This window comes from Massilia sp. CT11-137 (genome assembly GCF_047302885.1).
Taxonomy (GTDB): domain Bacteria; phylum Pseudomonadota; class Gammaproteobacteria; order Burkholderiales; family Burkholderiaceae_D; genus Telluria; species Telluria orientalis.
This window is the reverse complement of the sequence record NZ_JBKYMP010000001.1, coordinates 748,686-766,679: the sequence shown is the minus strand read 5'-3', so window position 1 is coordinate 766,679 and position 17,994 is coordinate 748,686. Positions and strand designations below refer to the sequence as shown.

Here is a 17,994-nt window from a genome sequence, read left to right as displayed (position 1 = left end):
CGACAAAGGCATCGAACGAACGGAGCCGGCCGGAATGGGGGGGGCCCCCGCCGGCCGGGTGGTGCAGGCGTATCAGCCGGCGAGGAACGCGTCGGCGGCCTGGCGCATGATGCGATCCGCGTCAAGGATCTGCTCATCGGAGACGACCAGCGCCGGTGCCAGGCGGACGACGTCCGGACCGGCGATCAGCAGCATCAGGCCGAGCTTTTCCGCGACCTTCGTGTAGTCCTTCGACTTGCCCTTGTAGCCTTCGGCCATCGGCAGGCCGAGCAGCAGGCCCTTGCCGCGCGGCTTGGTGAACAGTTGCGGGTAGTCGGTGGCCAGCTTTTCCAGGTTCGCGACGATCTTGCCGCTTGCCTCGCGCACGCGCGCCAGGAAGGCCGGCTGGTTGATCTGCTCGATCACGGCCAGCGCCACCGACGTCGCCAGCGGGTTGCCGCCGTACGTGGTGCCGTGGCTGCCGACGGCCAGATACTGCGCGATCTCGTTGGTGGTCAGCATGGCGCCGATCGGGTAGCCGTTGCCCAGCGCCTTGGCCGAGGTCAGCACGTCCGGGGTCACGCCCACGTTCATGTAGTCGTAGAAGGTGCCGGTACGGCCCACGCCCGACTGCACCTCGTCGAAGATCAGCAGGGCGCCGGTCTTGTCGCACAGTTCGCGCAGCGTTTTGAGGAATTCGATGTCGCCCGGGATCACGCCACCTTCGCCCTGGATCGGCTCGACGATCACGGCCGCGACGTCATCGGTGATGGCGGCGCGCGCGGACTCGATGTCGTTGTAGTTGATGTGGTTGATTTCCGGCGGCAGCGGCTCGAAGCCTTCGGTGTACTTCGACTGGCCGCCGACCGACACGGTGAACAGCGTGCGGCCGTGGAACGAGGAATAGCACGACACGATGCGCGACTTGTGCGGGCCGAACTTGCCGTGCGCGTACTTGCGCGCCAGCTTCAGGGCGGCTTCGTTGGCTTCCGCGCCCGAGTTGGCGAAGAAGCAGCGGTCGGCGAACGTGGCCTCGATCAGGGCCGACGCCAGGCGCAGGACCGGCTCGTTCGTATAGCCGTTGCCGACGTGCCAGAGCGTGTTGGCCTGGCGGGTCAGCGCCTCGACGACGACCGGGTTGCAATGGCCCAGGCTGCTGACGGCGATGCCGGAGGTGAAGTCGAGGTAATGCTTGCCGTCCTGGTCCCAGACGTCCAGGCCCGACGCGCGCACGGGCACCATCGCGGCGGGTGCGTAGGTCGGGACGAGCACCTCGTCGAAAGTCTGGCGTGTGACAGGCCGCGTGGCGACACCCGAGTCGAGCTTAGCATTCATGACGTTTTCCTCATCCAAATAAAAGGTTGCGCGGACTCCAGCAGCCGCGCCGAGCGACTCATTATAGAGAAGCTAATCGTTGCCGTTCTTTCCAAACTGCGACAGGCATTTTCATTTTTGGACGAGCAACAAAAACCGGGGTCAGAGCCCCGATTTTGGAAATTGCCCAAAATCGGGCTCTGACCCCGGTGCTTACTGGCTCAATTTGCGCTGGCGTTCTTCGCGGGGCGTATTGCCGAACAGGGCGCCGAAGGCGGTAGAGAAGTGGGAGCCGGACGAGAAGCCGCACATCAGCCCCACCTGCACGATGGAGTAGTTGGTGTCGCGCAGCAGCTGGCGCGCCCGTTGCAGGCGTAGTTCGAGGTAGTAGCGCGACGGCAGGCTGCCCAGGTATTGCTTGAACAGCCGCTCCAGCTGGCGGCGAGACACGCCCGCCAGCTGGGCGATGTCGTCGGTCGACAGCGGTTCCTCGATGTTCGCTTCCATCAGGGTCACGGCTTCCGTCAGCTTGGGCTGCAGCACGCCGAAGCGGGCTTGCAGGGCGACGCGCTGGCGTTCGTCCGGGCCGCGTACGCGGTCCACGCACAGGATTTCCTTCACTTGCGCCTGGACCGTCGCGCCGAACAGCATGTCGACGAGGGTCAGCGCGAAGTCGATGCTGGCCGCGCCGCCGCAGGACGTCAGGCGCGCGCCGTCGATCTCGTACAGGTGCGGACTCAGCAGGGCCTGGTCGGCGCGCATGTCGACGTCGGGATACAGCGACCACGGCAACGCGGCGCGCGCACCGTTCAGCGCGCCCGCCTCCGCCAGCCACAGCACGCCCGCGCCGACGCCGCCCCAGCACGGCGCCGCCCGGCAGCGGGAGATCACGGTGCGCAGGTTGGCGGGACGCAGCCCCGCCTCGGCCTCGTCGGCGACGAGCAGCACGAGATGCCAGTGGCGCTGGTCGGCCGCGAATTTGTCGGGGGTGCGCACGTCCACGTGCAGGCGTTCAGGCCCCAGCACCTTGGCCGCCAGGCGCAGCGGCTGCACGAGGCCGGACCACGTCAGCGAATCCGGCTCGCCCGCATGCACGAGCAGCACGCGCAGCGGCGCCTCTAGCGCGAGGCGGGATAATTCAAGTTGCTGCATTAGGAAAATGAGCAGGACAATGAGGGATCATCACTCGGGGGCGAGCGCGGCGGCCGGCCGGCTTTCGGCATTCCATTGACTGACTATCATACCGGAGATCAACAAAGCCGCGCCGAGCCAGCCCCGGCCGCCCATCGCCTCGCCCAGCCAGAAATACGCGAAAAACGCGGCGCCGCCGGGCTCGAACGCATAGATGACGGCCGCCTCGTTGGCGCTCGTGCGCGCCTGCCCCCACGCCTGCATCGAGATGATGGCGGCCGTGCACAGCACGCCGAGATAGGCGAAATTCGGCGAATAGTGAAGCAGCCCGTGGCCGATGTAGGCCCAGTAGTTGGCGGCATCGGACGCCACGTCGATGCTGCCCCGCGGCACCTCGCGCGCGAACAACCACAGCGCCGCGCACAGGGCGACGGTACCGATCTGCGCGGCCGTCACGGTCATCAGGCGGACGGCGCGCCGCGTATACACCTCCATGACCTTGATGTAGGCGCCGAACGTGAGCGCGGCCAGCAGCGCGAGCGTGTCGCCGCGGCCCCAGCCGCCTCCGCCATCCCAGCACAGCGCCACGAGCCCCGCGATCGCGAGCAGCAACGCGATGACGATGCGGCGTTCCGGCAAGCGCCCGCCGAGCAGGCCCAGCAGCGGCACGACGAGCACGTTGAGGCCGCAGATGAAGGCGTTGCGGTTCGAGGTCGTCAGCGCGAGACCTTCCACCTGGAACAGGTAGCAGAAGAACAGCAGCAAGCCGAGTATGCCGCCCAGCATCAGGTCCGTGCGGCGTGCGCGCCACAGGAACGGCGACAAGAGCGCCGTCGCGATGGCGAAACGGGTCAAAATGATCCAGACGGGAGAAAAATAAGCCGTCAGTTCCTTCATCGCAGGAAACGTCGTCCCCCACACGAGGACGACGACGACGAGGGCGAGGATGCCGCGCAGATGCTGGGTCATGAAACGTGAAATAAATTCTGGCAAGATTGCTATGGTACCGGACCCGGCCGCAACGACGAAGACTGGGATCCCCTCCCGCGCTGGCGGCTATAATCGTTTCATGGGTGAACGATATCTGAAGAGTGTGCGCCTGCTGGCCGAGTGCCTGCAAGGGTTCGAGCGCTTCGTCGCCGAACCGGTGCGCCGGCATGGGCTGACGCATCCGCAATTCGACATCATCGCCACCCTCGGCAACACGCCCGGCATGACCTACAAGGAACTGGGCGAGCGGACCCTGATCACGAAGGGGACGCTGACCGGCGTCATCGACCGCCTCGAACAGAAGGGACTCGTGGAACGCGCGCGCAATTGCGACGACAAGCGCTCGTTCCTCGTGCGCCTGACGGCGGACGGGGAGTGCCTGTTCCGCACCGTGTTTCCGGCCGTGGTCGCACACGGCAAGCAGCTGTTCGCCGATTATGGCGACGGCGATTTCGAACAACTTGACCACGCGCTGCGCCGGCTGCGCACCCGGCTCGATGCGCCGGGCCTGGTCACACCGGGCGGGCACGTTCCCGCCGACGAAGGATGATATGAATACAGCACTACTGGAAGGCAAAAAGCCGCCTCATTTCGACAAGCACATCATCGGCAACCTGCTGCTGGACGTGGCATCGCCCGCCGAAGTGCGCGAGGAACCGATGGTGATCGGCGTGCGCAACGATGACGGCGAGATCTACCGCCTGATCGGCGCCGCCACCCTGAACAGCTTCATGAACGCGGTCGAGGAATTGTTCGACCTCGGCCTCGTCGACGAGCTGCAGGACACCGAGGAACCGAAAGACGGCTGCGACGCCATTTTCAGCGAGCCTTGACGAAGTTCCTGGGGGTATAATTTTTTCCCATGGACAGAATCGACGCCCTCAAGAGCATTGCCGCGCAGGCCGGGCGCGGCGACCTCCACTTCCCTACCCACGTCGACGCGACGCTCAAGCTGCAGCGCGCGCTGACCGATCCGGAATGCCACATCGACGAAGCGGCGCGTCTCGTGCAGACGGAGCCGTTGCTGGCCGCCCGCACCGTCGCCATCGCCAACTCGGCCGCCTATAACCGCTTCGGCAACGACGTCACCAACGTCAAGGCGGCCGTGCAGCGCGTCGGCTTCCGCACGCTGGGCGCGCTCGCCGCCGCCGTCATCGTGCGCCAGCTGGCGAGCGAAATCCACGATCCCGAGTTGCGCGCCAAGGCCGATCGACTGTGGCTGCACTCGACCCACGTGGCCGCGTTGTCGCAGGTGATCGCGCGGCGCGTGTCGTTCGTCGATCCGGAAACGGCGATGTTCGCCGGCATCGTGCACGAGGTCGGCGGCTTTTATCTGCTGTCGCGCGCGCCCGAGTTCCCGGGCCTGCTCGACGGCGGCGCCGACGAATGGATCGAGCACGGCGAAACCGCCATCGGCCGCGGCGTCCTGCTCAAGCTGGGCGTGCCGGCCCCCGTGATGGGCGCCATCGAGGCGCTGTGGAACGGGATGCGCGCGCTGCCGCCGGAAACGCTGGGCGACACGCTGCTGCTGGCAAACGACCTGTCTCCCGTCGCATCGCCGCTGCTGGAACGCGATACCGGCGTGTCCGGCATCCAGGTGGGCGCCACCATCGACTTCGCCGTCGGCGAAGGCACGCTGAAAACCATCCTCCAGGAATCGGAGGATGAAGTGCACAGCCTGACGGCCGCGCTGGCCTGATTCTCCATTCTCACGTTCACGTCGACACCGGCCGCCGCATGCGGCCGGCGTCGTTTCGACCATATGTGACTTTTGAGTCACTTACTTTCATCTTGTTACATTCCTTACCGTTTAAGAACTTCTCTTAGGGAAACATGGTGCTATCTTGGCCATATTGCGATTCACGACGAATCGCGAGCCCTAGAACACCAAGGAGTGAACCATGAAGAAACTGCTGCTCGCACTGATCGCCACCTCCGCCGTCGCCGGCGTCGCACAAGCCCAGACCACCACGCCGCACGCCTACGTCGGCATCGGCGCCGCCACCGCGGACAACAAGTCGACCGACGACTACCACACGAACGCCAAGATCTACGGCGGCTATGAATTCGACCAGAACTGGGGCGTCGAAGCCGGCTACACGAACTTCGACAAGCAGGACACTTCCCTCGGCAACGTGAGAGGTTCCGGCACCTATGTCGCCGGCAAGTACAGCATGCCGCTGGGCGAGCGCTTCACCGGCTACGGCAAGCTGGGCGTCTCGTACAACGAGCGCAAGTACAGCAGCAGCACCCTGGGTCAGGTCAACAGCTACGACACCGGCCTGTACGGCGGCGTCGGCGTCGAGTACAAGCTGAACCAGAATCTGGCCCTGAACGCCGAGTACGAACGCTACGGCAAGGACAAGGCATTCGGCGCCAAGGCCGATGTCTACACCGTCGGCCTGAAATACGGTTTCTGATTCCGATTCCCCTCCCCGGACCCGGCAACGGGTCTGCTGCACCGGCGTCGTCCCTGCGCAAGCATGGACGACGTTTTTTTATGGCATCCGATAAAAAAAATGCCCACTCCGGGGAGTGGGCTAAGTCCAAAACTAGGGATGTCCTGAAAGAGACGAGTCCATCTTAGTGCCCACGGCGCGTGCACTCTGTGCGTGAACTCACATTTGTTAAATATTTTGACTAATTCGTGCCCAAGCGCAAAAAGGACGGGCCACCCGCCTTGGTTGCTACACTGACAATGTAGAGGTAAATTCGGTAGCGTCCAATCTTTGAACCGATATAAGCGCAGCTTTCCTGTTCAACTTCGGTTCTCCATGGAGGCAATAGACGAACAACCCCGGGACAATACCAGCGACTTGACCTACCGCAGCGGTGTAGCGGCCCGCCTGGCGAGCCTGTCGGTGGAAACCCTGCGCGTGTGGGAACGGCGCTACGACCTGTCGGGCACGCGCCGTTCGGCCAGCGGCCAGCGGCCAGCGCCTGTACACGGCGGACCAGGTGCAACGCCTGGGCCTGCTGAAACAACTGGTCGACCGCGGCCATCCCATCGGCCAGCTGGCCCATTTGTCCACGGACGAATTGCGCACGCTGGGCGGCGCGCCGCGCGACGGCGTGCTTGTGCGGCCCATCGACGTCGAGCGCGGATGCGCAAGTCTGCCTGGATCTGTACCCGTCGACCGGCCAGGCCTGCATGATCCGCGAGGCGGCGCTGGCCCGGCTGGCGCGCGCGGAAGGGATCCCGCTGCCGCCGGCCTGATAAAAAAAAACCCGCTCCTTGCGGGAGCGGGTGAAGTCCAAAACTAGGGATGTCCTGAAAGAGACGAGTCCATCTTACGGCCGCCTTGTGTCAGCGCTCTGTGCGCTGTTTCACACATAGTAAAAACAAAAGCCGCCACGGCCAGGCCGGGCGGCTCTTTTTGTACCGAAGACGATGCGCGTACTTACACGACGGCGCCGTCCGTTTCGTCCTTGGCCTTGATCGGCTTGATCAGGTCTTCGCGCTTGACGCCCAGCCACATGGCGATGGCGGCCGCGACGAACACGGACGAGTAGATACCGAACAGGATACCGATGGTCAGCGCGATCGCGAAGTAGTGCAGCGTCTGGCCGCCGAAGAACAGCATCGACAGGACCATCATCTCGGTACAGCCGTGGGTGATGATCGTACGCGAGATCGTGCTCGTGATCGCGTGGTCGATGACCTGGGTCACGGACAGCTTGCGCTCCTTGCGGAAGGTCTCGCGGATCCGGTCGAAGATCACGACCGATTCGTTCACGGAGTAGCCCAGCACAGCCAGCACGGCGGCCAGCACGGTCAGCGAGAATTCCCACTGGAAGAAGGCGAAGAAGCCCAGGATGATGACGACGTCGTGCAGGTTGGCGACGATCGCCGCGACGGCGAACTTCCACTCGAAGCGCACGGCCAGGTAGATCATCACGCCGACGACGACCATGATCAGGGCGTTCAGGCCGTTCTGCGCGAGCTCGTCGCCGACCTGCGGGCCGACGAATTCCACGCGCTGCTGGCTCAGCACTTCCGCGCCGGCCGCGTTGACGCAGCTGGTGCGGGCGACTTTCTCGCCCTTGTCGGTGGTCTGCTCGATCTGCTTCGGCGAGCCGGCTTCGGCCGCGCACAGCGCGTTGAAGACAGTCGCCGACGTGCCCGAACCGGCGACGTCCTTGCGGATCGGCAGGCGCAGCATGACGTCCTGCGCGGTGCCGAAGCTCGTTACTTCCGGCTGCTCGTAACCCAGTTTTTCCAGCGTGTGGCGGATCTTTTCCTGGTCGGCCGCGTGCGGATAGCGCAGCTCCATCACGGTACCGCCCGTGAACTCGACCGAGAAGTGCAGGTGCTTGGTCACCAGGAAGAACACTGCGGCGACGAAGGTCAGCGCCGAGATCACGTTGAAGATCAACGCGTGGCGCATGAACGGGATGTCCCGTTTAATCTTGAAAAATTCCATGGTCTACCCCGGTTATCCTTTCTTGACGGCCGTCTTGGCCGCGGCGGCATCCGCGTTCCACACGGTGCCGATGGCGAGCTTGCCGAGCTTCTTCTTGCGGCCGTACCACAGGTTCACGACGCCGCGCGACAGGAACACGGCCGAGAACATCGACGTCAGGATGCCCAGGCAGTGCACGACGGCGAAGCCGCGCACGGCGCCCGAACCGAACACCAGCAATGCCAGGCCGACGATCAGGGTCGTCACGTTCGAGTCGAGAATGGTCGCCCACGCGTGGCTGAAGCCGGCCGAGATGGCCGACTGCGGTGTATTACCCGCCCGCAGCTCCTCGCGGATGCGCTCGTTGATCAGCACGTTGGCGTCGATCGCCATACCCAGCGCCAGCGCGATTGCCGCGATACCCGGCAGGGTCAGGGTCGCGCCCAGCATCGACAGCAGCGCGAGCAGGAACAGCAGGTTGCACGCGAGCGCGACGACGCTGAAGAAGCCGAACAGCTGGTAATAGATGATCATGAAGATCGCGATGGCCACGAAGCCCCACAGCGTGGAGTGCAGGCCCTTGGCGATGTTCTCGGCGCCCAGCTGCGGACCGACGACGCGTTCCTCGACGAATTCCATCGGGGCCGACAGCGCGCCGGAGCGCAGCAGCAGCGCCAGCTCGGCGGCGGCCTGCGGGCTGGCCATGCCGGTGGTCCGGAAGTGCGAACCCAGCTCGCTCTGGATGGTCGCGACCTGCAGCACGTTGTACTTGCCTTTTTCCTTCAGCAGCGTGGCCATGCGCTTGCCGACGCGGGTGCGGGTCGCTTCACGCATCTTGCGGCCGCCGTCGCTGTTCAGGTCGATGTTGATGGCCGGACGCTGGTTCTCGTCAAAGCCGGCCACGGCACTGGTGATGGAGTCGCCCGTTACGGTGACATCCTTCGACACGACGACCGGCGCGCCCTGGCCTTCGGTGAACAGTTCCGAATTCAGCGGGATCGCAGCGGACAGCTCGGTGCCCGGGGTCACGGTCTCGTCGACCATGCGGAATTCCAGCGTGGCGGTACGGCCGATAATGTCCTTCGCGTGGGCGACGTCCTGCACGCCCGGCAGCTGGACGACGATGCGGTCGCGGCCCTGTTGCTGGATCACGGGCTCGCTCACGCCCAGTTCGTTGATGCGCTTGCCCAGTGCGCTGATGTTCTGCTTGACGCCCTCTTCCACCACGCGTTGCAGTGCTTCCGGCTTCAGGGCCACGATCAGCTTCAGGTCGGTACCGTCGGCGGCTTCGGAGAATGCCAGGTCGGCGTTCTGGGCCAGCGCATTGCGCGCCTGCGTACGGGTGGCGTCGTCGCGGAACTTGATCTCGATGTTGTTGCCGATGCGGTCGATGCCGGCGTGGCGGATGTTCTTGTCGCGCAGCTCGCTGCGGACGCTGGACAGGACGCCCTTGATGCGGGTTTCCTGCACGGCCTTCGCATCCACCTGCAGCAGGAAGTGCACGCCGCCGCGTAGGTCGAGGCCCAGGTTCAGCGGCTTGGCGTTGATGGCCTGCATCCAGGCCGGCGTGTTCTTGACCAGGTTGACGGTGACGATGTAGTCGGGGTCGGCCGGGTCACGGTTCAGGTCGCGCTCCAGCGCGGCCTTGGCCTTGAACTGGATATCGGTGGTCGCGAAGCGCGCACGCACGGTGCTGCTGTCGCCCGAACCTTCCAGCCTCACGGCTTCGGCAGGAATACCGTCACGCTTGAGCGCTTCGGCAACCCGGGCAGCCGTGTCGCTGTTGACCTTGACGGTCGCCTTGGAGGTCGTCACCTGCAGTGCCGGCGAGTCGACGAAATAGTTGGGCGCCGTGTACAGCAGGCCAACGAGTACTGTCACGAGGATCAGTATGTACTTCCAGAGGGGGTAACGATTCATGATGTTCCAGCGTTCAGGATCGGGCGGGAAGCGCGGCGCGCAGGCCGCGCGGCCGGATTACAGGGACTTCAGCGTGCCCTTCGGCAGCAGCGCGGTCACGGCGTTCTTCTGCACGACCACTTCGGTGCCGGCCGACACTTCGACGGTCACGTACGTGTCGGTGACCTTGGTCACGCGGCCCAGCATGCCGCCGACGGTGATGACTTCGTCGCCCTTGGTCAGCGCGTCCATCATGGTTTTCAGTTCTTTCTGGCGCTTCTGCTGCGGACGGATCATGAGGAAGTACATGACCACGAACATCAGGATCAGCGGGGCGAACGTGGTGAGGTTACCCATCAGACCCGGATCGGCTGCACCGGCGGTTTGCGCGTAAGCGTTGGAAATGAACACAAGGACTCCGATTGTATAAGATGAAAAAACAAGCGCTGTATTCTAGCACCGGCAAACTGGCAACAGCCAATTCCCCACGATGTGGGAACTGGCATGCCTAAATGCAAGTCGTTATCGGAAATTTAATTCGTAGCGGGTTGGCGTTGGGTGGGCACCCCGTGCCCACGCGGATGTTCAAATCATGTTGACGTCCGCGTGGGCGGGGGCCGCCCACCCTACACGCCGCGGGCGCGGTCGGCGTTGAACTTCAGGCGGAAGGCGTGGAACCGATCCGCATCGATGGCGTCGCGGATCTCCTGCATGAGGTTCAGGTAGTAATGCAGGTTGTGGATGGTATTCAGGCGCGCGCCCAGGATCTCCTTCGAGCGGTGCAGGTGGTGCAGGTACGCGCGCGAGAAATTCTTGCAGCAGTAGCACGAGCACGACTCGTCCAGCGGAGATTGATCGTCCTTGTAGCGGGCGTTCTTGATCTTGAGGTCGCCGAAGCGGGTGAACAGCCAGCCGTTGCGCGCGTTCCGGGTCGGCATCACGCAGTCGAACATGTCGACGCCGTTCGCGACGCCTTCCACGAGATCTTCCGGCGTGCCGACGCCCATCAGGTAGTGCGGCTTGTTTTCCGGCAGGCGCGGGCCGACGTGCTGCAGCACGCGCATCATGTCTTCCTTCGGCTCGCCCACCGACAGGCCGCCGATGGCCAGGCCCGGGAAATTAATCTCTTCCAGGCCGGCGAGGGATTCGTCGCGCAGGCGCTCGTACATGCCGCCCTGGACGATGCCGAACAGCGCGTTCGGGTTCTCGCCCTTGCTGAATTCGTTCATCGAGCGCTGGGCCCAGCGCAGCGACATGCGCATCGACTTGGCCGCTTCCTCGGCGGTCGCCGGGCGGCCGTCGATCTCGTATGGCGTGCACTCGTCGAACTGCATGACGATGTCCGAGTTCAGCGAGCGCTGGATCTGCATCGAGATTTCCGGCGACAGGAACAGGCGCGAGCCGTCGATCGGGGACGCGAACTTCACGCCCTCTTCCGTGATCTTGCGCATCGCGCCCAGCGAAAACACCTGGAAGCCGCCGGAGTCGGTGAGGATCGGCTTGTCCCAGCCCATGAAGCCGTGCAGGCCGCCGAACTTGTCCATGACGTCCGTGCCCGGGCGCAGCCACAGGTGGAAGGTGTTGCCGAGGATGATCTGCGAGCCCACTTCCTTCAGCTCGTTCGGCGCCATCGCCTTGACGGAGCCATAGGTCCCGACGGGCATGAAGATCGGCGTCTCGATGGTGCCGTGGTTCAGTTTTAAACGGCCGCGGCGGGCGTGCGACAGGCCGCTCGTGTCTTTTTTAAGAAGGGTAAATTCGAGCATGGTTCAATTCTTGTTTGCGCGTGAGTGCGTCGTCAGCAGCATCGCGTCGCCGTAGCTGAAGAAGCGGTATTCGCTGGCGATCGCGTGCGCGTACGCGGCGCGGATCTCGTCGTAGCCGGCAAAGGCCGAGACGAGCATCATCAGCGTCGACTTGGGCAGGTGGAAGTTCGTGATCAGCCGGGTGACCGTCTTGAACAGGTAACCCGGGGTGATGAACAGGTTGGTGTCGCCGCTGCCGGCCGCAAGGGCGCCCGACTGCGACGCCGACTCCAGCGCGCGCAACGACGTGGTGCCGACGGCGACGACATCGCGGCCCGCGGCCTGCGCGGCGCGCACGGCGTCGACGGTCTCTTGCGGGATCGTGTACCACTCGCTGTGCATCTTGTGCTCGGCGAGATTTTCCACGCGCACGGGCTGGAACGTGCCGGCGCCCACGTGCAGCGTCACGTACGCGATGCGCACGCCCTTGGCCGCGACCTTGTCGAGCAGCGGCTGGTCGAAGTGCAGGCCGGCGGTCGGCGCGGCGACGGCGCCCGGCGCCGATGAATAGACCGTCTGGTAACGCTGCTCGTCGAAATCGTCGGCGTCATGCTCGATGTACGGCGGCAGCGGCAGGCGGCCGTGGGCCTCGATCAGCTCGAACACGTCGCCGTCGAAGTGCAGCGTGAAGAACTCGCCGGCACGCTCGCCGACGCCGACCTCGAACGCGTCCGCGAGGCGGATGCGCGAGCCGGGCTTCGGCGACTTCGACGCGCGCACCTGCGCGAGCACGGTGCGCGGGTCGAGTACGCGCTCGACGAGCACCTCGACCTGGCCGCCCGTGTCCTTCTGGCCGAAGAAGCGGGCCTTCAGCACCCGGGTATTGTTCATCACGAGCGTGTCGCCGGCCTGCAATTGGTCGACGATGTCGGAGAATTGACGGTCGGTGATGCGGTCGCCGTCCAGATGCAGCAGGCGCGACGCGCTGCGGTCGGGCAGCGGCACCTGGGCGATGCGCTCGGGCGGCAGGTCGAAATCGAAGTCGGAGAGAGAGTACGTTTTGCTCATCTGGGAAAAACTGCTCATGGAGCCGCGTGAACCTGAATAGCCTGCTGCGCGTTGCATTGCCGGCCTGCGATGCTCGCTGTACTCCTCGTACAGCTGCGCTTCTCGACCGGCACTGCCGCCGCTCGCGACGGCTCTTCAGGTTCCCTTTACAATATGGGCTACAGCGTGCGGCGAACCCATTATTTTACACCCGGATTCCGGCCGGCGGGCGCAGGCCATAACCGTTATGCCCAAATCCTGATAAGCCGACAACACGCGCCAACGAACCGCCATGCCAGCCACGAATGCCAAACCGGCGGCCAAAGCCGCAGCCAAACAAGCACCGAAAAGCATCGAGAGCAAGCTCGCCAAGCTCGGCCTGCGCACGGACATGGACCTCGTCCTGCACCTGCCGATGCGCTACGAGGACGAGACGCAGATCGTCCCCATCCGCGAAGCCTGCCTGCGCGGCGGCCACGTGTCGCAGGTCGAAGGCGTCGTCACGAAGAACGAAATCGCCTATAAACCGCGGCGCCAGCTGCTGGTGACCATCGCCGACGAGACGTCCGACATCCAGCTGCGCTTCATGAATTTCTACGGCAGCCAGGTGAAACAGCTGGCCGAGGGCACGCGGGTGCGCGCCCGCAGCGAGGTCCGGCATGGCTTCTTCGGCGCCGAGATGGTCCATCCGGTCTACAAGATCGTCAACGAGGGCGCGCCGCTCCCCAACTCCCTCACGCCCGTGTACCCGGCGGGCGAAGGGCTGTCGCAGACGATATTGCGGCGCGCGATCGCGGACGCGATGAAGCGCGTGGACTGGACCGACACCGTGCCGCGTGCCGTGCGCGAGAAGCTGAACCTGGCCGAGTTCCAGCCGGCCGTGCGCCTGCTGCACTACCCGCCGCCGGACGTCGACGAGCACGCGCTGACGGAACGCAGCCACCCCGCGTGGACGCGCGTGAAGTTCGACGAACTGCTCGCGCAGCAGCTGTCGCTGAAACGCGCGCAGCAGGCACGCCGCGAAAAAGGGGCGCCGGTGCTCGGTGCGGTCGGCGCATTGTCGTCGTCGTTCCTGGAAGCCCTGCCGTTCAAGCTGACCAATGCGCAGCAGCGCGTGGTCGAAGAGATCCGCCGCGACCTGCGCGAGGATTACCCGATGCAGCGCCTGCTGCAGGGCGACGTCGGCAGCGGCAAGACCGTCGTCGCGGCGCTCGCGGCCGCACAGGCCATCGACAGCGGCTACCAGGCCGCGCTGATGGCGCCGACGGAGATCCTGGCCGAGCAGCACTTCCGCAAGATCGCCGCATGGATGGAACCGCTGGGCGTGAAGGTCGCGTGGCTGACCGGCAGCCTGAAAAAGAAGGAAAAGACGGCGGCCAGCGAGATGGCGGAATCGGGCGAGGCGCAGCTCGTGATCGGCACGCATGCCCTCATCCAGGACACCGTGCAGTTCGCGAAGCTCGGCCTCGTGCTCGTCGACGAACAGCACCGCTTCGGCGTCGGCCAGCGCCTCACGCTGCGCAACAAGGGGTCGGACGGGCTGGTGCCGCACCAGTTGATGATGTCGGCGACGCCGATCCCGCGCACCTTGGCGATGACGTATTACGCCGACCTGGAAGTCTCCGTCATCGACGAACTGCCGCCCGGTCGCACGCCCATCGTCACGCGCGCCATCGACCAGAACCGGCGCGACGAAGTGATCGAGCGCGTGCACGCGGCCGCGCAGGAAGGCCGGCAGGTGTACTGGGTCTGCCCGCTGATCGAGGAATCGGAAGCGCTGCAGCTGCAGACGGCCACCGAGACGTACGAAACGCTGGCGGAAGCGCTGCCCGACCTCGTCGTCGGGCTCGTGCACGGCCGCATGAAGCCGGCGGAAAAGCAGGTGATCATGGACGCGTTTTCCGCGGGCGAGGTGCACGTGCTCGTGGCGACGACGGTGATCGAGGTGGGCGTGGACGTGCCCAATGCATCGCTGATGGTGATCGAACACGCCGAGCGCTTCGGCCTGTCGCAGCTGCACCAGTTGCGCGGCCGCGTGGGCCGGGGTTCGGCGGCCAGCGTGTGCCTGCTGCTGTATCAGAGCCCGCTGGGGCCCGTGGCGAAACAGCGGTTGATGACGATGCGCGAGACGACGGACGGCTTCGAGATCGCGCGGCGCGACCTGGAAATCCGCGGCCCCGGCGAATTCCTCGGCGCGCGCCAGTCCGGCCAGGCGATGCTGCGCTTCGCGAACCTGGAGACGGACCAGTGGATCGTCGAACAGGCGCGCGACGTGGCGGCGTGGCTGCTGGAGTCGGATCGGCCGGAAGCCGCGGCCATTGTGGATGCGCACCTGCAGCGGTGGCTGGGCGGGCGCGAGGAGTTCTTGAAGGTGTAACGTGGGCACGGGGTGCCCACCCTACGTATCCCGATCGTAGTGTGGGCTCCCCGAGCCCACCATGCATCACTTCGTCGCAGCAGGCGCCGTCGTATCGGCCGCCGCATCCTTCGCGGCTTCCTTGGTCTCGGCCTTCTTCGCGTGCTTGGCCTTCTTCACGTGCTTCGTGGTCTTCTTCGCTTCCTGTTTCTCGTGCGTCGCCTCGGCCTTGGCGACGGCCGGCGGCGTGGCCGAATCCGGCGTGGTCGTCTGGGCCGGAGCCGGGGTCTGGGCGAAAGCAGCGGTGGCGAACAGGCCGGCGATCAGGGTGGCGACGATTTTTTTCATGATGAAGGGTCCTTGGTAGTTTTGGGTTTCTGCGACCACGTTTGCGCGTCGCTTGTGCCTGAAAACGGCCGGGAACACTCCCCTGTTGACGCGATTTACAAATGCTTACGCGCCTGACAATCTCTTACAGCCCAGCCGTTTGCGCCAGCGCCGCCTCGACCCGCGCCAGCCGCGGCGCCACCATCTCGCGGTAGCGCGCCACGAGCTCGGCGCCGGCGCCCTGCGGCGAGCCCGCATCGAACGGCGGCTGCGGGTCGTATTCGAGCGCCAGCTGGATCATGCGCGCGACGTCGTCGCCGGCCAGTTCGGCCGCCAGCGCGAGGCCGAAGTCGATCCCCGCCGTCACGCCGCCGCCCGAGATCCGGTTACGGTCGCGCACGATCCGCTCCGCGACGGGTATGGCGCCGAAGTGCGTCAGGAACGGCAACCAGGTCCAGTGGCATGCGGAGCGGTAGCCGTCGAGCAGGCCGGCCGCGCCCAGCACGAGCGAGCCGTTGCACACGGACGTGACATAGCGCGCCTGCTGTCCCTGACGGCGCAGGAAAGCCAGCGTGTCGGCATCGCCGAACAGGTCTTCGATGCCGAAGCCGCCCGGCACGCACAGCACGTCCAGCTGCGGGCAGTCGGCGAAGGTGGTCGTGGGGTTGATGGTGAAGCCGACGTCGGTCGGCACTGGATCGCGCGTCTTCCACACGAGGTGTACCCGGGCGCCGGGGACGCGGCTCAGGATCTGGGCGGGACCGGTCAGGTCGAGCTGGGTCACGCGCGGGAACAGCAGGAATCCGATGTGCAGGGTGTCAGTCATGGCAGGCTCCGTTGTCGATGGATGGTGACGCCATTCTAGGAACCCGCTAGCATTGGCAGCAATGTCAAACTTGTGTCGATTCCTGCCATGCCATCCAGGCCTTCCAAAGCGCGCCAGGTTGCCCTGATCGCCTTCGACGACGTCCAGGTGCTCGACGTCACCGGCCCCGCCGCCGTGTTCGGCGCGGCCAACGACGCCGCCGTCCACCTCACGGGACGCGCGTTCTATCGCATCCACATCCTGTCGCCGCAGGGCGGCCACGTGACCACGAACTGCGGCCTCGCGGTCGTGACGACGCCGCTGGCCGCCGTGAAGCCGGGCGCGATGGACACGGTGCTGGTCGCCGGCGGCAGCAAGCGCGGCCTGCAGGCGCTCGCGCAGGACCCGGCCGCGCAAGCGTGGCTGCGGCGCGCCTGCGCCCGCGCGCGCCGCTACGGGTCCGTGTGCACGGGCGCGTTCGCGCTGGCCGCGTGCGGCCTGCTGGACGGCAAGCGCGTCGCCACGCACTGGGAAGCGACGGACATCCTCGGGCGCAGGCATCCCGGCGTCGACGTCGATGCGAATGCGCTGTACGTGGAGGACGGCCGCGTGTGGACGTCGGCCGGCGTCACCACCGGCATCGACATGTGCCTGGCGCTCGTCGCGCGCGACCTGGGCGACGCCGTCGCCAACGCCATCGCGCGCCGGCTCGTGCTGTATGCGCGCCGGCCCGGCTACCAGTCGCAGTTCAGCACCGTGCTGGCGGCGCAGGAAAAGGCGGACAGCCCGTTCGCGGGCCTCGTCGACTGGATCCGCACGCACCTGGACCAAGAACTCGACGTGGCCAGCCTGGCGGCGCGCGCGGACATGTCGCCGCGCACGTTCCACCGCCGCTTCACGGACGCGCTGGGCGAGACGCCGGCGCGCTTCGTCGAGACGCTGCGCCTCGACCACGCGCGCACGCTGCTGCAGACGTCGATGGCGCTGAAGACGGTGGCCGCGCAGGCGGGCTACGCGACGGCGGGCCAGTTGTCGAAGGCGTTCGCGCGCCGCTTCGGCGTGAGTCCGGGGCTGTTCCGTGCGATGCACGCGGAACAGGGGGCGGAATAAAAAAAGCCCGCATCGCGCGGGCTTCGTGAAGATGCTCGTAGAGTTACTGGGTGACCGGTGCGGCGGGTGCGGCTTCCGGTGCCGGGGTCGCCGGCGTTTCAGGATCAGCCGGGGTGGCCGGAGTGGCCGGCGTAGCCGGGGTCGCCGAGGAATCCGACGTGCCCGCGGTACCCGAGCTGCCCATGGCGGCCGGAGCGGCCGGGGTGGCTGGAGTCGCTGCATCGGCCGGTGCCGTCGTGGCGGCCGTTTCTTCTTTCACGGCATGCTTCGTCTTGGCTTTCGCATGCTTGGCGCTGGCTTTTGCTTCTTTGGCATGGGTCTTTGCCGTCTTCGCATCGGCGTGCGCTTCCTTCACGTCGGCTTGCGCTGCCTTGGCTTCGGCCGGCGCTGCCTTCGTCTCCGTCTTCGTTGCCTTCACATCGGCGTTGTTGACCAGCACTGCTTGCTTGGGAGCAGGCGCCTGGGCGAAAGCTGCGGTGGCGAACAGGCCGGCGATCAGGGTAACGATGGTTTTTTTCATGATGAAGGGTCCTTTCGGTTGTCGGTCAATGTGCACATCGTTGTGTGTGACTTATCCCATCAACGAGCCCGCCTGTCCGTGTGTTGACGAACTTTACAATCGGTTACGTGCCTGACAGATGCTTACAGGGTGTGCAACGATTATTGCTTATCTGCGCCGCCTGCCATATCGGGATAGGGGCCCGCCATGCGGGTCCGCACCAGGTGGTTGGAACAGTTGAGGTCGCAGTGCCGAACCGCGCACCAGGCCCGCTTTCATCGGCTTCCGACCCGGTCGCCCTCACGCAGTTGCGCTTCACTTCGCTCGCTGTGGTCAGCTTGCGGCGGGACTTTCACCCACAAGAGTGCGCCCATGCTGGGCGCACAACA

General features: G+C 65.5%; 18 protein-coding genes. 7 read left to right on the top strand and 11 right to left on the bottom strand.

What is annotated here, in order from left to right:
- Nucleotides 1-72: 72 nt before the first annotated feature.
- The 3 genes from ACEN98_RS03470 to ACEN98_RS03460 form a co-directional block, all read right to left on the bottom strand.
- A complete protein-coding gene (locus tag ACEN98_RS03470) occupies nucleotides 73-1,314 on the bottom strand; it encodes an acetylornithine/succinyldiaminopimelate transaminase (protein WP_413381423.1) in 1,242 nt (413 codons plus the stop codon).
- Between the two features lie 192 nt (nucleotides 1,315-1,506).
- Nucleotides 1,507-2,445, bottom strand: a complete 939-nt coding sequence (locus tag ACEN98_RS03465; protein ID WP_413381421.1) for a GlxA family transcriptional regulator — start codon at nucleotides 2,443-2,445, stop codon at nucleotides 1,507-1,509.
- Between the two features lie 30 nt (nucleotides 2,446-2,475).
- Nucleotides 2,476-3,393: a DMT family transporter gene (locus ACEN98_RS03460; RefSeq protein ID WP_371767380.1), complete on the bottom strand. Its 918-nt coding sequence runs from the start codon at nucleotides 3,391-3,393 to the stop codon at nucleotides 2,476-2,478.
- Nucleotides 3,394-3,493: 100 nt separating this feature from the next.
- On the opposite strand from ACEN98_RS03460, the gene ACEN98_RS03455 reads away from it, so the two are divergent.
- The 5 genes from ACEN98_RS03455 (at nucleotide 3,494) to ACEN98_RS03435 (ending at nucleotide 6,631) form a co-directional block, all read left to right on the top strand.
- Nucleotides 3,494-3,964 (top strand): MarR family winged helix-turn-helix transcriptional regulator, encoded by a 471-nt coding sequence (locus tag ACEN98_RS03455; protein WP_413337080.1) that lies wholly within the window; start codon nucleotides 3,494-3,496, stop codon nucleotides 3,962-3,964.
- Nucleotide 3,965: 1 nt separating this feature from the next.
- Nucleotides 3,966-4,247 carry a hypothetical protein gene (locus ACEN98_RS03450; protein WP_056123771.1) on the top strand — a complete coding sequence of 94 codons (282 nt, stop codon included), beginning with the start codon at nucleotides 3,966-3,968 and terminating at the stop codon, nucleotides 4,245-4,247.
- A 29-nt stretch (nucleotides 4,248-4,276) separates the two neighbouring features.
- A complete protein-coding gene (locus ACEN98_RS03445; protein ID WP_413337081.1) occupies nucleotides 4,277-5,113 on the top strand; it encodes an HDOD domain-containing protein in 837 nt (278 codons plus the stop codon).
- Nucleotides 5,114-5,315: 202 nt separating this feature from the next.
- On the top strand, nucleotides 5,316-5,834 hold the full coding sequence (locus tag ACEN98_RS03440) for a porin family protein (protein WP_413337082.1): 519 nt from the start codon (nucleotides 5,316-5,318) through the stop codon (nucleotides 5,832-5,834).
- A gap of 656 nt (nucleotides 5,835-6,490) precedes the next feature.
- Nucleotides 6,491-6,631 carry a hypothetical protein gene (locus ACEN98_RS03435; protein WP_413386006.1) on the top strand — a complete coding sequence of 47 codons (141 nt, stop codon included), beginning with the start codon at nucleotides 6,491-6,493 and terminating at the stop codon, nucleotides 6,629-6,631.
- Nucleotides 6,632-6,815: 184 nt separating this feature from the next.
- Here ACEN98_RS03435 and secF read toward each other — a convergent pair whose 3' ends face one another.
- From secF to queA, 5 genes are all read right to left on the bottom strand, one after another.
- Complete coding sequence (gene secF, locus ACEN98_RS03430; RefSeq protein WP_413381419.1) at nucleotides 6,816-7,838, bottom strand: protein translocase subunit SecF; 1,023 nt, start codon at nucleotides 7,836-7,838, stop codon at nucleotides 6,816-6,818.
- Between the two features lie 12 nt (nucleotides 7,839-7,850).
- Nucleotides 7,851-9,737 (bottom strand): protein translocase subunit SecD, encoded by a 1,887-nt coding sequence (gene secD / locus ACEN98_RS03425; RefSeq protein ID WP_413381417.1) that lies wholly within the window; start codon nucleotides 9,735-9,737, stop codon nucleotides 7,851-7,853.
- A gap of 57 nt (nucleotides 9,738-9,794) precedes the next feature.
- Entirely contained in the window at nucleotides 9,795-10,127 is a 333-nt protein-coding gene (gene yajC / locus ACEN98_RS03420) for a preprotein translocase subunit YajC (protein ID WP_413381415.1), read from the bottom strand.
- Between the two features lie 215 nt (nucleotides 10,128-10,342).
- Complete coding sequence (tgt, locus tag ACEN98_RS03415) at nucleotides 10,343-11,482, bottom strand: tRNA guanosine(34) transglycosylase Tgt (protein ID WP_413337085.1); 1,140 nt, start codon at nucleotides 11,480-11,482, stop codon at nucleotides 10,343-10,345.
- A gap of 3 nt (nucleotides 11,483-11,485) precedes the next feature.
- Entirely contained in the window at nucleotides 11,486-12,547 is a 1,062-nt protein-coding gene (gene queA, locus ACEN98_RS03410; RefSeq protein ID WP_413381413.1) for a tRNA preQ1(34) S-adenosylmethionine ribosyltransferase-isomerase QueA, read from the bottom strand.
- A gap of 253 nt (nucleotides 12,548-12,800) precedes the next feature.
- Between queA and recG the strand changes: the two genes are divergently transcribed.
- Entirely contained in the window at nucleotides 12,801-14,885 is a 2,085-nt protein-coding gene (recG, locus tag ACEN98_RS03405) for an ATP-dependent DNA helicase RecG (RefSeq protein ID WP_413381411.1), read from the top strand.
- A gap of 66 nt (nucleotides 14,886-14,951) precedes the next feature.
- Here the strand turns inward: recG and ACEN98_RS03400 are convergent, their stop codons facing one another.
- Together ACEN98_RS03400 and ACEN98_RS03395 are read right to left on the bottom strand one after the other, a co-directional pair.
- Nucleotides 14,952-15,212: a hypothetical protein gene (locus ACEN98_RS03400; protein WP_160410841.1), complete on the bottom strand. Its 261-nt coding sequence runs from the start codon at nucleotides 15,210-15,212 to the stop codon at nucleotides 14,952-14,954.
- A 124-nt stretch (nucleotides 15,213-15,336) separates the two neighbouring features.
- Nucleotides 15,337-16,017, bottom strand: coding sequence for a DJ-1/PfpI family protein (locus ACEN98_RS03395; protein WP_413381409.1), 681 nt, complete (start codon nucleotides 16,015-16,017; stop codon nucleotides 15,337-15,339).
- A gap of 87 nt (nucleotides 16,018-16,104) precedes the next feature.
- On the opposite strand from ACEN98_RS03395, the gene ACEN98_RS03390 reads away from it, so the two are divergent.
- The gene (locus ACEN98_RS03390; RefSeq protein ID WP_413381407.1) at nucleotides 16,105-17,106 is read left to right on the top strand and encodes a GlxA family transcriptional regulator; all 1,002 of its coding nucleotides are present in this window, start codon (nucleotides 16,105-16,107) and stop codon (nucleotides 17,104-17,106) included.
- A 43-nt stretch (nucleotides 17,107-17,149) separates the two neighbouring features.
- Here the strand turns inward: ACEN98_RS03390 and ACEN98_RS03385 are convergent, their stop codons facing one another.
- Nucleotides 17,150-17,626, bottom strand: a complete 477-nt coding sequence (locus tag ACEN98_RS03385; RefSeq protein ID WP_413381405.1) for a hypothetical protein — start codon at nucleotides 17,624-17,626, stop codon at nucleotides 17,150-17,152.
- Nucleotides 17,627-17,994 lie beyond the last annotated feature (368 nt).

Bases quoted from the DNA above. Each gene is read 5' to 3' on its own strand.
- ACEN98_RS03470 (WP_413381423.1), bottom strand. From the start codon at position 1,314: ATGAATGCTAAGCTCGACTCGGGTGTCGCCACGCGGCCTGTCACACGC.
- ACEN98_RS03465 (WP_413381421.1), bottom strand. From the start codon at position 2,445: ATGCAGCAACTTGAATTATCCCGCCTCGCGCTAGAGGCGCCGCTGCGC.
- ACEN98_RS03460 (WP_371767380.1), bottom strand. From the start codon at position 3,393: ATGACCCAGCATCTGCGCGGCATCCTCGCCCTCGTCGTCGTCGTCCTC.
- ACEN98_RS03455 (WP_413337080.1), top strand. From the start codon at position 3,494: ATGGGTGAACGATATCTGAAGAGTGTGCGCCTGCTGGCCGAGTGCCTG.
- ACEN98_RS03450 (WP_056123771.1), top strand. From the start codon at position 3,966: ATGAATACAGCACTACTGGAAGGCAAAAAGCCGCCTCATTTCGACAAG.
- ACEN98_RS03445 (WP_413337081.1), top strand. From the start codon at position 4,277: ATGGACAGAATCGACGCCCTCAAGAGCATTGCCGCGCAGGCCGGGCGC.
- ACEN98_RS03440 (WP_413337082.1), top strand. From the start codon at position 5,316: ATGAAGAAACTGCTGCTCGCACTGATCGCCACCTCCGCCGTCGCCGGC.
- secF (WP_413381419.1), bottom strand. From the start codon at position 7,838: ATGGAATTTTTCAAGATTAAACGGGACATCCCGTTCATGCGCCACGCG.
- secD (WP_413381417.1), bottom strand. From the start codon at position 9,737: ATGAATCGTTACCCCCTCTGGAAGTACATACTGATCCTCGTGACAGTA.
- tgt (WP_413337085.1), bottom strand. From the start codon at position 11,482: ATGCTCGAATTTACCCTTCTTAAAAAAGACACGAGCGGCCTGTCGCAC.
- queA (WP_413381413.1), bottom strand. From the start codon at position 12,547: ATGAGCAGTTTTTCCCAGATGAGCAAAACGTACTCTCTCTCCGACTTC.
- recG (WP_413381411.1), top strand. From the start codon at position 12,801: ATGCCAGCCACGAATGCCAAACCGGCGGCCAAAGCCGCAGCCAAACAA.
- ACEN98_RS03400 (WP_160410841.1), bottom strand. From the start codon at position 15,212: ATGAAAAAAATCGTCGCCACCCTGATCGCCGGCCTGTTCGCCACCGCT.
- ACEN98_RS03395 (WP_413381409.1), bottom strand. From the start codon at position 16,017: ATGACTGACACCCTGCACATCGGATTCCTGCTGTTCCCGCGCGTGACC.
- ACEN98_RS03390 (WP_413381407.1), top strand. From the start codon at position 16,105: ATGCCATCCAGGCCTTCCAAAGCGCGCCAGGTTGCCCTGATCGCCTTC.
- ACEN98_RS03385 (WP_413381405.1), bottom strand. From the start codon at position 17,626: ATGAAAAAAACCATCGTTACCCTGATCGCCGGCCTGTTCGCCACCGCA.